Below are 14,377 nucleotides of genomic sequence, written 5' to 3'. Positions count from 1 at the left end.
ATATATAGGAAAACTATATAGTTGTTGACAGAGATACAGGTGCCATGATAGTATTTAAATGCAGTAAGCGTTTACATTTATGCTAAAAATGGAGTGTTAAGATATGAAAAAATTAATTGTGCTTTCTTTTTTAGTTGCTGCTTGTGCAGTATCGTTAGCTAATACTGAAGTGTCTGCTTTAGATAATACAGTTATTAATCAATATCTTCTTTTAAAAAATGAATACAATATAACTAAATCTAGATACATGCTGTCTGAAACTCATAGTAATGCAGTGAAGTTAAATAAAGCAAGAAAAGATATTGATCGTTTTAAAAATCACATTTATGAATTAAAAGGTAAATCAAGAGAGGAATTGAAAAGATATAAGTATACAAATTATCAAATTGATGCGATAAAGAATTATGATGGAACAGAGGAAATGTCTGTAAAAGCCTCTTCAAAAATCAAGTTTAGCGTTAAGAAGAATATATTAAGTTATGATGCGAAAACAGGATTGTCTACTGTAAAAGCAACAGTAAGCTTTAGCTGGAATGGAACACCTGAAGATTATGGAAATGATGCTTTTGCGATGGCATATGAAGCAGATAATAATCATATTTTTAAGGAAGTTTCATCCGTTACTTCTTCATTAAAATACAAGGAATTCAAATCCTCTAAGAGTGTAAAAACATGGACGAAGTCAGCGGTTAAGAAAGGTGATCAAGATGTTATTGGATCATACGGATGGTCATTTCCATTGAAAATAAAAGGTGATCAATACTATGCGTATTTGTATAAGGGATCTTTTTCTATGACAGGAGTAGTAAGTGGAAAACTAAAATATTTTAATGTGCGTTACCTATATAGTCATAAATCATCTATAGTACCAACAGGATTTGGAATTAGTATATCTAGAGGTATGTCTTCTGCAGGAATAGTACTCACAAAGAGATCTCGCCATACAGGGTATCCTGAAAAAAGTGGTGGCGTTGTGACTTGTTCATAATCTTAATGAATTATAAGGAGAAAATAGAATGAATACATTTAAAAAATTATTGATGATAATATTTTTATTCTTTTTAGTAACCTATGGATGTCATATACTAACTCTAATTAATTTAGAGATATTCATGTATGTATTTAATGCATGGCAGGATTTTGAATTTTATAATGTGCTTTTTAGCATATACACTGCCTGTGCTATAGTTGTAATAACTATGTATCTTCTGCATAAGAAAAAGAATTAATACACGGGGAAATACCAATCACGATTACTTCTATTATTGGTATACTTTATTTGCAATATGAGGCTGTTGAATTCAACAGTCTTTTTATTTTACAAAAACACTTGATTATACAGTTAGGATATGCTAACCTATAGATAGTTAGTAAGAACTAACTAGGAGGTCAACAATGAAAGTAGTCTATGCATCAAGAACTGGAAATGTAGAAGCATTAATTGGAAAACTAGGTATTACAGACGCATTACATATTGAAGACGGTACAGAAAAGGTTTCTGAAGACTATATCTTATTTACTTATACAGATGGTTTTGGAGATGTTCCTTATGAAGTATCAGACTTCTTAGAAAACAATCCATCTATTAAAGGTGTTATTGCTTCTGGTGATACAGGATATGGTGAAGCATATTGTTTAGCTGGTGATAAGATCAGTGAAGATTATCATGTTCCATGTCTTTATAAAGTAGAAAATGATGGTACTGATGAAGATGTAGAAGCCATCAAAGAGTTACTTTAATATGACCTTAGGATATCATCAATTTGAACATCTTCTTCTTACGCATTGCACACCTACCTTGATCAAGCGTAAGCTAGGTAGTATGTTTTATCTTGATAATAGATATTCAGATGTTCATGAACTTGTAGAATATTATGATCAGATTCTTAACCTTCAAGGATTACGAATAAATCTCTTTTATACTCATGGTCGTTATACAGTATATGTATATCTGCCTTCCTCACTCAATTACTTAATGACTAACAAAGACATTCAATCCTTTCTGAAACAATATGATTATCCTGATCATGATATTCTATCTCATCTAGAGAAACGTCTTGAGATGAGTCAATATCCACACGAAATAGGGTTATTTTTGGGTTATCCACTTGCTGATGTATGGGGGTTTATACATCATAGGAAGTGTCAATGTTGTGGCTATTGGAAGGTATATGAAAATAAACGTGAGAAAGAAAGTCTCTTTAAACAATTTGACTGTTGTAAAAAAGAATTCATACTCCTTTATGAGCAGGGCTATTCTTTGTCACAAATCCTTAATCAGGCTGATAATCAGCCTTTTTCTTTTACTTTAAATGAATTATAATATTTTCGAGGTGGTTATAAATGATGAGAGTAAATGAAACAGAAACTAAAAGGTTATTAGAAGCTGTTAAACCAGCAAAGCTTGTTGCAGCAACTAAATATATTGATGAAAAAGAAGTAGAAAAACTAGAAGAATGTGGTGTTATGATCTATGGTGAAAATAAAGTACAGGACTTCTTAAAGAAGTATGAAGACTACCATGGAAAAGGTGTATGGCATTTTATTGGTACATTACAGACGAATAAAGTAAAGTATATTATTGATAAGGTACAGATGATTCATTCTGTCGCAAACTATAGATTAATTGATGAAATAGAGAAACAGGCAGCTAAACATGATCTCGTTATGGATATCTTATTACAGGTTAATATTGCGAAAGAAGAATCTAAACATGGCTTTAATGAAGAAGAAATGAATGAAGTTATGGACTACTTAAAAGATAAACCTCATTTAAATCCTAGAGGATTAATGATGATGGCTCCTAATATTGAAGTAGAAGAAACAAGACAATATTTTAAAGCAACTAAAGACCTATTAACTAAACTACAGGAATCTTATCCTAACTATCAATTAACTGAACTATCAATGGGTATGACACATGACTTCCCTATTGCGGTTGCAGAAGGTAGTACAATGGTAAGACTCGGTCATGCATTATTTGATGAATAATTAAAAACATCCCTAGAAACTTATTATGTTTCTAGGGATTTGTGTTTAGAATGGGAAATGTGGATTATTATATATGACTCACAAGATTCCTGACACAATGAAATACGATGTACAGAGTATAAAATGTAATAAGCGTAAAGGATTCATCAAAGATTATTATAAGTTTATAAGTGATAAGGATACGAAGATTGAATTAATGTTGTATTTTGATGGTTCTATGAGTGGTGATGATGCAAAACAGGTACAAGATCTAATGAAGACTTTATCTGAAAAGGGGTTTAATGGAAGTGTTCAATGTTGTAATGGAGAGTATTATAGTGATTCACTTAAACTAGGTACTATTCCTGATATTGAGGATATAGAAAAGTGTGATAATGAATAAATAGTGAAAGAATAGTGAAAAAGTTCTCTATACAGGTATAATTATAGAAAGAAGGAGGGCTTTTTCTTATGATTAAGGTGACAATAACTAATGATATTTTAAATTCAATTATAGAAATAGAACTGAACAGATATAAGATATCGTTAGTAGAATTATCACAGAACGTTTTGAATAAACTTCGTAAAAATTCAAAGAAAAAAAGCTCTTATGCTTCAAACAAGATTGAAGGAAATCCTTTGTCCGAAAAACAGGCGGAAGAAGTCATTGAAAGTGATGAAAGAAAACATTATTTGAAGCCAGAACAGGAAGTAAGAAATTATTTTCTTGCATTGAATTATCTAGAAGAGAAGTTGAATAATAAAGAAAAGTTATCTAAAAAACTAATTTTAGATGTTCAGAAATTAGTTGAGAAAGGTGCTCCTAAAGAAAAAATAGGCCTTAGAGGACCTATGCCACCAGGAGTATTATTTGCGGTATATGATTCTAAGACAGGAAATACGGATTATATTCCACCAGAATATAGTGATGTTCCAGGATTGCTGGATGAGTTGATAGAGTATGTCAATACTACTGATGATCATCCATTGATTGTTGCAGCAGTTGTACATTATCAATTGGTAACTATTCATCCATTTGAGGATGGTAATGGAAGAACCGCAAGATTATTATCTGGATATATTATGGATTTAAATGGATATGGTTTTAATGGAATTGGTTCACTAGAAGAGTATTTTGCATATGATGTAGATGAATATTATGACTCTATTCAAATGGGGTTACCTGAATTGTATTATTCTGGAAGAGAGAATCCACCACATCCTGAAATTTGGATTAATTACTTTCTGCGAATGGTAAAGTTGTATTCTAGAAAAGTATGTGATCTACAATTATCTTCTGAAGAGGAAGATATTGCAGGAAGTTTATCTTTCTTAAAAGAGAGAGAAAAAGAATTATTAGTATTGTTGATTTCAAGTTATCGAGGTGAGTTCACTCCGATAGAAGTGAGTAAACAATTATCAGTCACAAATAAGGCAGTTATTAATAGATTGGCAGTATTAGTGAAGAACGGATTTGTGATTCCAATATTAGTTAATAAGAGAATCCGTTCCTATAAACTAAGTGAATTTGCGATAAATCACGAAAGGGAAATTAAGGAAGCAGTTGGGTAATATAATTTATTTAAATTTGCTGAGGTGATGATATGGATGATCAATTTATAAAAAGCGTTGTATTTGATTGGGACAAAGTAGATAATGATAGTTATGTAAAAAAGATAGAGGGATTTAGAGGTATTGATAAGCTTAAATTCAATAAATCTATTTCTTTCTTTGTAGGTGAAAATGGCAGTGGTAAATCTACTTTACTAGAGGCGCTTGCTGTAGCACATGGTTTTAACCCTGAAGGAGGTACAAAGAACTATGATTTTTCTACCTATGATAACCATTCAGAATTATGTGATGCAATAAAAATTCAAAAAAGTCACCGAAAAGAAAGATGGGGATATTTCCTTAGGGCTGAGAGCTTTTATAATGTAGCAACACAGGAGGAAGAATATGCTGATGAAGCACATCCATCTGAAAAATATCATGAACAATCACATGGAGAAAGTTTTCTAGCATTAGCCCAGAAACATTTACAGCCCAATAGCTTATACTTTTTCGATGAACCAGAAGCTGCATTATCACCACAAAGACAGCTCACATTATTAATGTTGATATACAGATGTGCACAAGCTGGGTCACAGTTTTTCATAGTCACTCATTCTCCTATTTTATTAGGTATACCAGATGCAGATATATATTGTTTTGATTGTGGAAGCATACATCTATGTGAGTATGAGGAGACAGATAGTTATGCAATAACAGAGATGTTCATTAATAATAGAGAAATGTTGCTTGATAAATTATTAAAGGATTAGAGGATATGATGAATAAGTACAGAATTACATTCAGTCCAACAGGTGGAACTGAAAAAGTATCAAAATCAATCACAAAGAATTGGGGACATGTAGAAGACATAGATCTTTCAGTTGTAGATAAGAATTATCAAGATATATCATTGACAGAAAATGATATTGCGGTGATTGCCATGCCAACTTACGCAGGATTAGCACCACAAGTCGCATTAGATAGACTTGCTAAAATCAATGCACATAATTGTAAATGCGTCATTTTTGCGGTATATGGAAATAGATCGTATGAAGATACACTTGTTCAAATGGAAGATTATGCACATATGGCTGGATTTGATGTCATTGGGACTATATCAGCCATTGCTGAACATTCTATTTTCCATCAATTTGCGACAGGAAGACCGGATGAGAATGATTGTCATCAATTAGAAGAATTTGGTGATCAGATTCTAGAAAAAGCATCTAATAAGATTAATACTAAACCGAATATTCCAGGTCATAGACCTTATAAGAAGATAGGTGGAGGAACGATTCCTCAAGCAAATACCTTATGTACAAAGTGTGACTTATGCGTAATGAAATGCCCAACAGGTGCTATTAGTAAAGATAATCCACAAGTGACAGATAAGAATAAATGTATCTCATGTATGCGTTGTGTGGTTGTTTGTCCAAATCAGGCAAGAAAGCTAGATCAAGAGAAGATGGCAGTCATAGAAACAGCAATTACAAAGGTTTGTTCAATCAAAAAAGAGTGTGAATTATTTCTATAATTGAATAGAAGGAAATCAAGAAGAGGACGAGATTAGATGATATTTTCATCCTTCCTTCCTCTTTTTGACATTGTTAGACAAGCGCTGTACTTTTCCTTACAAATAGTTAAATTTTGTGTATTTATCGTTATATTTTGTAATTTTATTAGGCAAAAAACTAGATTATTTCTTAAAATTCGTTTAATATAGGTTCGATATAATACACAAAAAGAGAGAGGGATGTGGAAATATGAAATATTATTTAGGAATTGATGTAGGATCTACAACTGTAAAACTCTATTTGACAGACGAGAATGATAAATGCTTATTTTCTAAGTACACAAGACATTTCTCAGATGTTAGAAAAACAATCTATGAGTTATTAATTGAAGTAAAGAACCAGATTGGTGATATTGATTTATATCCTGTTATGACTGGTTCAGGAGGTTTATCTCTTGCAGATAAGCTTGGTATTTCTTTTATACAGGAAGTTATTGCGTGTACAAAGACAGTAGAAACATATATTCCACAAACTGATGTTGTTATAGAACTTGGTGGAGAAGATGCCAAGATCACTTATTTTGAAGGACAGCTTGAACAGCGTATGAACGGTACTTGTGCAGGAGGTACTGGGGCATTTATTGACCAGATGGCTACTTTATTAAAGACTGATGCTGCTGGTTTAAATGAATATGCGAAAAACTATAAGACAATCTATCCTATCGCATCACGTTGTGGTGTCTTTGCGAAAACAGATATTCAGCCTTTAATTAATGAAGGTGTATCTAAAGAAGATATTGCGGTATCTATTTTCCAGGCAGTCGTCAATCAGACTATTTCTGGTCTTGCCTGTGGTAAACCTATTAGAGGTAATGTTGCATTCTTAGGTGGTCCACTTTATTTCATGGATCAGTTAAGAGAACGTTTTATTGAAACTTTAGGTTTAACTGAAGATGAAATCATCTTCCCACAGAATTCACAGCTATTTGTTGCTATGGGTGCATGTTTAAATGCGAAAGAAAAGGTAGAAAGCCCATTAAATATCTCTAAGATTATTGAAGATTTAGAAAATCTTTCAGACTCCCCTACAGAACTTACAAATGTCTTAGAACCATTATTTAATGATGAAGCAGAATTAAAAGAATTCAGAGAAAGACACTTTACTCATATCACTAAGAAAAGAACACTTAAGAAATATAAAGGTAAAGTATTCTTAGGTATCGATGTTGGTTCTACAACATCTAAGATCATCATGACTGATGAACAGGGTGCTATTTTATATTCTTTCTATAGTTCTAATGAAGGAAATCCATTACAGTTGATCATGAGTCTGATGAAGGAAATCTATCAGATGCTTCCAGAAGGATGTTATATTGCGAAAGCCGGTGTTACTGGTTATGGTGAAGCCCTTATTAAAGCTGCTTTAAAGGTGGATATTGGTGAAGTAGAAACAATTGCCCATTATACTGCCGCAAAAGCCTATGAACCTGATGTAGATTTCATTCTTGATATTGGTGGTCAGGATATGAAGGCTATTACTATTAGAGATAATGTCATTCAGAACATTTCATTAAATGAAGCATGTTCTGCAGGATGTGGTTCATTCTTAGAGACATTCGCAAAATCATTAGGTTATAAGATTGAAGAATTTGCAGAACTTGCATTAAAGTCTAAACACCCTATTGATTTAGGTTCTAGATGTACAGTATTCATGAACTCAAAGGTAAAACAGGCACAAAAAGAAGGTGCTTCGGTAGAAGATATTAGTGCTGGTTTATCTTATTCAGTTATCAAGAATGCATTATATAAAGTTATTAAATTAAGAAGTAAAGAAGATATTGGTAAGCATGTTGTTGTACAGGGAGGTACTTTCTATAACGAAGCTGTACTACGTGCATTTGAAAAAGAAACAGGTATTGAAGTAGTAAGACCTGATATTGCAGGATTAATGGGTGCTTATGGTATGGCCCGTATTGCGATTGAAAATGATGACAATGAACCTTCTACTATTCTTTCATTAGAAGAAATAGAAGCACTTGACTATGATACAAAGATTAGAAACTGTGGTAAGTGTACAAATAACTGTATGTTAACTATTACATCATTTAATGATGGTAGAGAATATATTTCAGGTAATAGATGTGAAAGAGGGGCTAATCTTCCAATGACATCTAAGAAGTTACCTAACCTCTATGATTATAAATATGGTCGTATCTTTGGTTATAAATCACTTTCTAAAGATGATGCAAAAAGAGGAGAAGTGGGTATTCCTAGAGTACTTAATATGTATGAGAACTATCCATTCTGGCATACATTCTTTACTCAGTTAGGCTTTAGAGTTGTTTTATCAGCAAGATCTTCTAAGAAGATTTATGAAAAGGGTATTGAATCTATTCCATCAGAAAATGCCTGTTATCCAGCAAAGATTTCTCATGGACATATTGAAAACCTAATTGAAAGAGGCATTCCTTTTATCTTCTATCCATCAGTAGCATATGAAAGAAAAGAATATGAAGATGCGGGTAATCACTATAACTGTCCAGTTGTTGCTTCTTATCCAGAAGTTATTAGAAATAATGTAGACAGCTTAGAAGAACACAACGTGAAATATAAGAATCCATTCTTATCTTTAAATAACCCTAAGACATTATTTAAGGTAATGAAGGAATCTTTAGCTGAATATGATATTTCAGATAAGGAAATGCATAATGCGATTGATAAGGCTTATCAGGAATTAGCACGTGCAAGAAAAGATATTGAAGTTAAGGGTCAGGAAGCATTGGAATGGATGCATAAAAACCATAAGAAGGGTATTGTCCTTGCAGGACGTCCTTATCATGTGGATCCAGAAATCAACCATGGTATTGCTAGCTTAATTACAAGTGAAGGTTTCTGTGTATTAACAGAAGATTCTGTATGTAATTTAAATAAAGAAAACTTAGACTTACGTGTAGTAGACCAATGGACATATCATTCTAGACTCTATCGTGCTGCTGAATTCGTAACAACTCAGCCAGATCTTGAACTTATCCAGTTAACATCATTTGGATGTGGATTAGATGCGGTTACAAGTGACCAGGTGGCTGAATTATTACAGGCAAGAGGTAAGATTTATACACTTATTAAGATTGATGAAGCCTCTAACTTAGGACCAATCAGAATCCGTATTAGATCACTTAAAGCAACAGTAAAGAAGAAAGACAATACTGTACACTTAGAAAATAAATATGAATCTGAAAAGGTATCATTCACAGAAGAAATGAAGGATGATAGATGGACTATTTTATGTCCTCAGATGTCTCCTATTCATTTCCAGTTTGTAGAAACTGCAATGAATTCAGAAGGTTATAATTTTGTGGTATTACCTTCTGTAGATAAAGATGCTGTAGACCAGGGATTAAAGTATGTTAACAATGATGCATGTTACCCAAGTATTTTAGTAACAGGTCAGATGATGAATGCCTTGAATTCAGGTAAGTATGATCCTCATAAGGTGGCATTGATCATCTCACAGACAGGTGGAGGATGCCGTGCAACTAACTATATTGCGTTTATTAGAAAAGCATTAAAGGATGCACATATGGATTATGTACCTGTTATTTCAGCAAACTTACAGGGATTAGAATCTAACCCAGGCTTTAAGATTACTTATAAGGTGGCTAAGAAGGTTATTATTGGGGCTATGTATGGTGACTTATTCATGAGAGTTTTATATCGTGTCAGACCTTATGAAAAGGTTAAAGGTTCAGCTAATGAATTATATGAATCATGGGTAGAAAAGTGTAAAGAAAACGTTGAAAATGGTTCTATGAAGGAATTCAAGAAGAACGTTTATCAGATTGTAAAGGAATTTGATGAATTACCACTTCTAGATATTAAGAAACCTAGAGTAGGTCTTGTAGGAGAAATCCTTGTGAAGTTCCACCCTACTGCCAATAATGAGATTGTAAAGATTATTGAAGAAGAAGGCGCAGAAGCAGTTATGCCAGATTTAATTGACTTCTTCCAGTATTGTTTCTACAATACTCAGTATGAATATGAACATTATGATGCAAGCTGGAAATCAGCTAAGTTATGTAATGTAGCAATTAAACTCGTAGACTTCTTAAGAAAAGATATGATTAAGGCATTAGAAGCATCAAATCGTTTTGATGCACCACATCCTATTGATCAAATTGCGAAGAAAGCAAGTGAAGTTGTTTCTATTGGTAACCAGACAGGTGAAGGATGGTTCTTAACTGGTGAAATGATTGAACTCATTGATGAAGGTGCACCAAATATCGTATGTATGCAGCCATTTGCCTGCTTACCTAACCATGTAACAGGTAAGGGTGTCATTAAGGCATTAAGAAGAAAATATCCACAGTCTAACATTGTTGCGATTGATTACGATCCAGGGGCTAGTGAAACAAACCAGCTTAACCGTATTAAATTGATGTTATCAACAGCATTTAAGAACATGGAATCATCTAAATAGTGGAGGAAGATATGGAAGATGGACATTCCACCCCGCCCTCGCGAGGTAGGGCTATTCTAGGCTTTATAAGATCAAAACTGAATTATAATAAGATTTCTGTATTAAAGAAATTAGCCTGTAAGAATAACCCTGTAATATATAGACGTGTATTACAAGAATTAGGCGACTACAAGTATAAAAAGAAACCTGTGAAGGGTATAACCCTTTCACAGGCTGATTATGATACATGCTGCCTTATACTCACTGTAATGGTTGAGAAAGATTTCGATTATTATTATGATCAGGGAGATGTCAAACGTACAATAGAACGTATGATTGACTTACTGAGTTAGGAGATTATTGTGAGAAAGATTAAAGAAGTTGTTGTAGTAGAAGGTAAAACAGATACAGCAACACTTAAACAGTTATTTGATGTAGATACAATTGAAACATCTGGATCAGGAATCAACGAAGATATTCTATCTCTCATTAAGACTGCTGCTTCAACACGTGGTGTCATTGTCTTAACAGATCCTGATTATCCTGGTACACAGATTAGAAATAAAGTCATTCAGGCTGTTCCTAATGCGAAGCATGCCTTTGTCGCAAAAAAAGATGCCAAGGGTGTGAAGAAGCTTGGTATTGCGGAAGCAAGACATGATGCAATTATTGAAGCATTAGAAAATGCAGTCACATTTAGTGATGCTAAAGAATCCATTTCATGGGATGAATTTATTGATCTAGATGTATTAGGAAATAAGAAGAGAAGACTACAGGTCTATGATGCCTTTCATTTAGGTTATGGTAATGCGAAAGCATTATTTAAGAGACTGAATATGATGGGTATTACAAAAGAAGAAGTACTTAAAGCATTAAAGAGTCAGTAGACATATCATCTACTGACTCTTTTTTATGTATATTTAATTTCTTCACTACCTACAATATTATGTTTTAAGTTAGTTTTACCATTTTTTGGAAACACATTATTATTCATCTATTTCTTTAAAGATGAAATCAAAAACCTATTATTTTAATAATATATGCTTTTCATCCAGTGCTTCTTTAATACGTTCTAATGTTTCTTCATCAGGTGCTGTAATTGTATGCAAGTGAACACCATCTGTTAATAGAGAAAGAGGTGTGACATCACGATCCTTAACTGCAGACATGAATTTAGACACATCATAACGTGAATATATATGAAGATTTCCTTTGATTTCTCCATAAAGAGGATGTTCTACTATCACATCTTCAACCTTACCACCTAAATCTACAATAGTATTTAATTCTTCTTCTAATTGATCATTATTATGCTTTACTGCAATCGTATAATGATTACTTCTATTTGTTTCTAATATGTATCCCCTAGGGGTTGCAGTAATATCTTCTCCCGATGCTCTTAGTAATGCTACATCTCCTACAATAATCTGTCTAGAAACACCTAATTCTTTCGCAATTTTACTTGCTGAAACAGGTTTATCACTATTACTTATTATTTCCATTATTCTTGTCTTTCTATCCATATACATCACCTTTTTGACCATTATAGAAGAATTTTTCAGGGAACTCAATGGTCTTTTCTTTACATATCCTATATAATAAATGATATGGAAAATATCGCACAAAAATCAAATACAGATTTTATATTAAATACATTTAACTTAAAGCCTTCTAAGAAATATGGACAAAACTTCTTAGTAGATCCAGGTATTATTCAAAGTATCGCAGATCATGCTTCGCTGGATAAGGAGACAGCAGTTATTGAAATAGGACCTGGTATAGGCGCTCTTACAGAACAACTCTCTAATAAAGCTGGTAAAGTATTATGCTTTGAAATAGATGAACGTTTAAAGGAAGTATTATCATTCTCTTTAGAAGGACATGATAATGTAGAAATCATCTTCCAGGACTTTATGAAAGCTGATTTAGAAGAAGCATGTAATAAACTAAAGGACTATAAGGATATCTGTGTTGTCACAAATCTTCCTTATTATATTACTTCTAAAATTATCACAAAGATTGTGTCTTCTTCTACACCTATTAATCGTTTAGTTGCTATGGTACAAAAAGAAGTCGCATTAAAGCTCTGTTCTGAAGAAAAGAGTCCTTTAAAGATGATGATTGATTATGTAGGAGATGTTCAATATGAATTGAATGTGCCTAGACATGTATTCATGCCAGCACCTCATGTAGATAGTGCTGTTATTTCTATTCATAAAGAACGTGTTATATCACAGGAATTGATTGATCTGATTGAAGCAAGTTATACTGCAAAAAGAAAAACACTCTATAATAACTTAAAGTCTTTATATCATGATCAAACAAAAGAAGTATTAGAATCATGTGGTATTCCTGCCAATAAACGTGCTGAGGAATTAAATATTGATGACTATATAAGAATACTAGAAAGGAGTCATACACTATGAAGATTCGTGCTTATGCGAAAATAAACCTTGCATTAGATGTAGTAAGTGAAAGAGAAGATGGATATCATGAATTAAATATGATTATGGCCCCTATTGGTCTTCATGACTTAATTCTTATTGATCCTATTGAAAAAGGTATAGAAATTACTACAAACACATACCGTGTACCTACTGATGAACGTAATATCATGTATAAGGTGGCTGATGCATTAATCAAGAAGTTTGATATCCAAAGTGGTGTAAGAATCCACTGTTATAAGCATATTCCATCACAAGCTGGAATGGGTGGAGGAAGTGCCGATGGTGCAGCTATTTTCCGTGCAATGAACAGCTTATTCCATTTACGTATGTCTTATCAGGATATGTGTGAAATGGGTAAAGAGATTGGTGCAGATATTCCATTTTGTGTATGGAATCGTATTGCGGTTGTAGGTGGTATTGGTGAAAACCTTCACTTTATTGATTGTTCACGTTTTAATTGTCATTTATTGATTGTAAAACCTAAGAAAGGTGTTTCTACAAAGAAATGTTTTGATGATTTAGATATCGAAACAGCTGTTCATCCAGATATTGATTTAATGAAGCGTGCAATTGAAAAGAATGATTATAAAGGTGTTGTAGATTGTTTAGGTAATACTTTAGAAGCTCCTTCTATTAAGATGGTACAGGATATCCAGTCTATTAAGGATGATATGATGAACTTTGGTTTTGATGGTGCTCTTATGTCAGGTAGTGGTTCATCTGTTTTTGGTATGACTCAAGATCCTGAATTAATTGATAAAGTGCTTCCATATTTTAAAAAGAAATATAGTTTTGCAGTAAAAACACAGATTTACTATCCAGAGAAAAGGAAATAGGGATAACTAGCGCCTTTTCTCTTTTATTTTGAATTCAATTTTGCTAGAATGTAGGGGAAAAAAAGGCGATATGTCGATGAAAGTTTATGCAGTTGTCTTAGCAGCGGGTAAAGGTACTCGTATGAAATCAGATGCACCTAAGGTTGTTCATGAAGTTTTATATAAACCAATGATCAATCATGTGGTGGATGAATTAAAGAAGTTAGATATCGCAGAAACAGTCGTTGTTGTTGGACATGGGGCTGACCAGGTCAAGGCTTTGTTAGATAACGACGTCACTACTGTCTTACAGGAAGAGCAGAAAGGCTCTGGACATGCTGTCATGATGGCAGAAAGTGTTCTAGGAGATAAAGAAGGTATGACTCTTGTATTAAATGGAGATGCACCTTTAATTACTGCGGAAACATTACAGGGACTTATTGATTATCATATGAATGGTAAAAATAGTGGTACTGTAATGACATGTGATTGTGACTTGTCACTTCCATTTGGTCGTATTATTAAGGAAGATGGACAGGTAACTGGAATTGTAGAATTCAAAGATTTACAGGAATCTCAGATGGATATCACTGAGATGAATGTAGGTGAATATTGTTTTGATAAC

15 protein-coding genes are annotated in these 14,377 nt (G+C 33.0%); 14 read left to right on the top strand and 1 reads right to left on the bottom strand.

Translation table 11 applies throughout. The features are described from left to right. Window positions 1-103 precede the first annotated feature (103 nt). The 11 genes from ACT8VG_RS01590 to rnmV all read left to right on the top strand — a co-directional run bounded on the left by ACT8VG_RS01590 (window position 104) and on the right by rnmV (window position 11,377). A complete protein-coding gene (locus ACT8VG_RS01590) occupies window positions 104-988 on the top strand; it encodes a hypothetical protein (protein WP_187012548.1) in 885 nt (294 codons plus the stop codon). 407 nt (window positions 989-1,395) lie between these two features. Next, the gene (gene nrdI, locus ACT8VG_RS01585) at window positions 1,396-1,740 is read left to right on the top strand and encodes a class Ib ribonucleoside-diphosphate reductase assembly flavoprotein NrdI (protein WP_055234096.1); all 345 of its coding nucleotides are present in this window, start codon (window positions 1,396-1,398) and stop codon (window positions 1,738-1,740) included. Window position 1,741: 1 nt separating this feature from the next. Continuing rightward, window positions 1,742-2,323 (top strand): DUF3793 family protein, encoded by a 582-nt coding sequence (locus ACT8VG_RS01580; protein ID WP_187012547.1) that lies wholly within the window; start codon window positions 1,742-1,744, stop codon window positions 2,321-2,323. Window positions 2,324-2,343: 20 nt separating this feature from the next. After that, window positions 2,344-2,991: a YggS family pyridoxal phosphate-dependent enzyme gene (locus ACT8VG_RS01575; protein WP_006504461.1), complete on the top strand. Its 648-nt coding sequence runs from the start codon at window positions 2,344-2,346 to the stop codon at window positions 2,989-2,991. Window positions 2,992-3,064: 73 nt separating this feature from the next. Then, the gene (locus tag ACT8VG_RS01570) at window positions 3,065-3,373 is read left to right on the top strand and encodes a hypothetical protein (RefSeq protein ID WP_270468584.1); all 309 of its coding nucleotides are present in this window, start codon (window positions 3,065-3,067) and stop codon (window positions 3,371-3,373) included. Window positions 3,374-3,441: 68 nt separating this feature from the next. Next, window positions 3,442-4,542: a Fic family protein gene (locus ACT8VG_RS01565; protein ID WP_444195069.1), complete on the top strand. Its 1,101-nt coding sequence runs from the start codon at window positions 3,442-3,444 to the stop codon at window positions 4,540-4,542. Window positions 4,543-4,574: 32 nt separating this feature from the next. Next, on the top strand, window positions 4,575-5,291 hold the full coding sequence (locus tag ACT8VG_RS01560; protein WP_444195068.1) for an AAA family ATPase: 717 nt from the start codon (window positions 4,575-4,577) through the stop codon (window positions 5,289-5,291). A gap of 8 nt (window positions 5,292-5,299) precedes the next feature. Continuing rightward, a complete protein-coding gene (locus tag ACT8VG_RS01555; RefSeq protein ID WP_444195067.1) occupies window positions 5,300-6,055 on the top strand; it encodes a 4Fe-4S binding protein in 756 nt (251 codons plus the stop codon). Between the two features lie 229 nt (window positions 6,056-6,284). Then, window positions 6,285-10,511: a 2-hydroxyacyl-CoA dehydratase gene (locus ACT8VG_RS01550; protein WP_303068932.1), complete on the top strand. Its 4,227-nt coding sequence runs from the start codon at window positions 6,285-6,287 to the stop codon at window positions 10,509-10,511. A gap of 11 nt (window positions 10,512-10,522) precedes the next feature. Next, the gene (locus ACT8VG_RS01545) at window positions 10,523-10,843 is read left to right on the top strand and encodes a hypothetical protein (RefSeq protein WP_022424598.1); all 321 of its coding nucleotides are present in this window, start codon (window positions 10,523-10,525) and stop codon (window positions 10,841-10,843) included. 9 nt (window positions 10,844-10,852) lie between these two features. Beyond that, window positions 10,853-11,377, top strand: a complete 525-nt coding sequence (gene rnmV, locus ACT8VG_RS01540) for a ribonuclease M5 (RefSeq protein ID WP_187012503.1) — start codon at window positions 10,853-10,855, stop codon at window positions 11,375-11,377. A 138-nt stretch (window positions 11,378-11,515) separates the two neighbouring features. Here the strand turns inward: rnmV and ACT8VG_RS01535 are convergent, their stop codons facing one another. Continuing rightward, window positions 11,516-12,013 (bottom strand): transcription repressor NadR, encoded by a 498-nt coding sequence (locus ACT8VG_RS01535; protein WP_226793848.1) that lies wholly within the window; start codon window positions 12,011-12,013, stop codon window positions 11,516-11,518. Window positions 12,014-12,097: 84 nt separating this feature from the next. Between ACT8VG_RS01535 and rsmA the strand changes: the two genes are divergently transcribed. The 3 genes from rsmA to ACT8VG_RS01520 form a co-directional block, all read left to right on the top strand. After that, window positions 12,098-12,916 carry a 16S rRNA (adenine(1518)-N(6)/adenine(1519)-N(6))-dimethyltransferase RsmA gene (gene rsmA / locus ACT8VG_RS01530; protein WP_444195066.1) on the top strand — a complete coding sequence of 273 codons (819 nt, stop codon included), beginning with the start codon at window positions 12,098-12,100 and terminating at the stop codon, window positions 12,914-12,916. Beyond that, window positions 12,913-13,773 (top strand): 4-(cytidine 5'-diphospho)-2-C-methyl-D-erythritol kinase, encoded by an 861-nt coding sequence (gene ispE, locus ACT8VG_RS01525; protein WP_444195065.1) that lies wholly within the window; start codon window positions 12,913-12,915, stop codon window positions 13,771-13,773. Before rsmA ends, ispE begins: the two co-directional genes overlap by 4 nt. A gap of 70 nt (window positions 13,774-13,843) precedes the next feature. Continuing rightward, window positions 13,844-14,377 (top strand): NTP transferase domain-containing protein (locus ACT8VG_RS01520; protein ID WP_444195064.1); only part of this gene is annotated, 534 nt, incomplete at its 3' end.

This window comes from Catenibacterium sp., from assembly GCF_052354645.1.
Taxonomy (GTDB): domain Bacteria; phylum Bacillota_I; class Bacilli_A; order Erysipelotrichales; family Coprobacillaceae; genus Catenibacterium; species Catenibacterium mitsuoka_A.
Note: the sequence above shows the minus strand (reverse complement) of the source record. Positions and strands in the feature narration are given on the sequence as shown.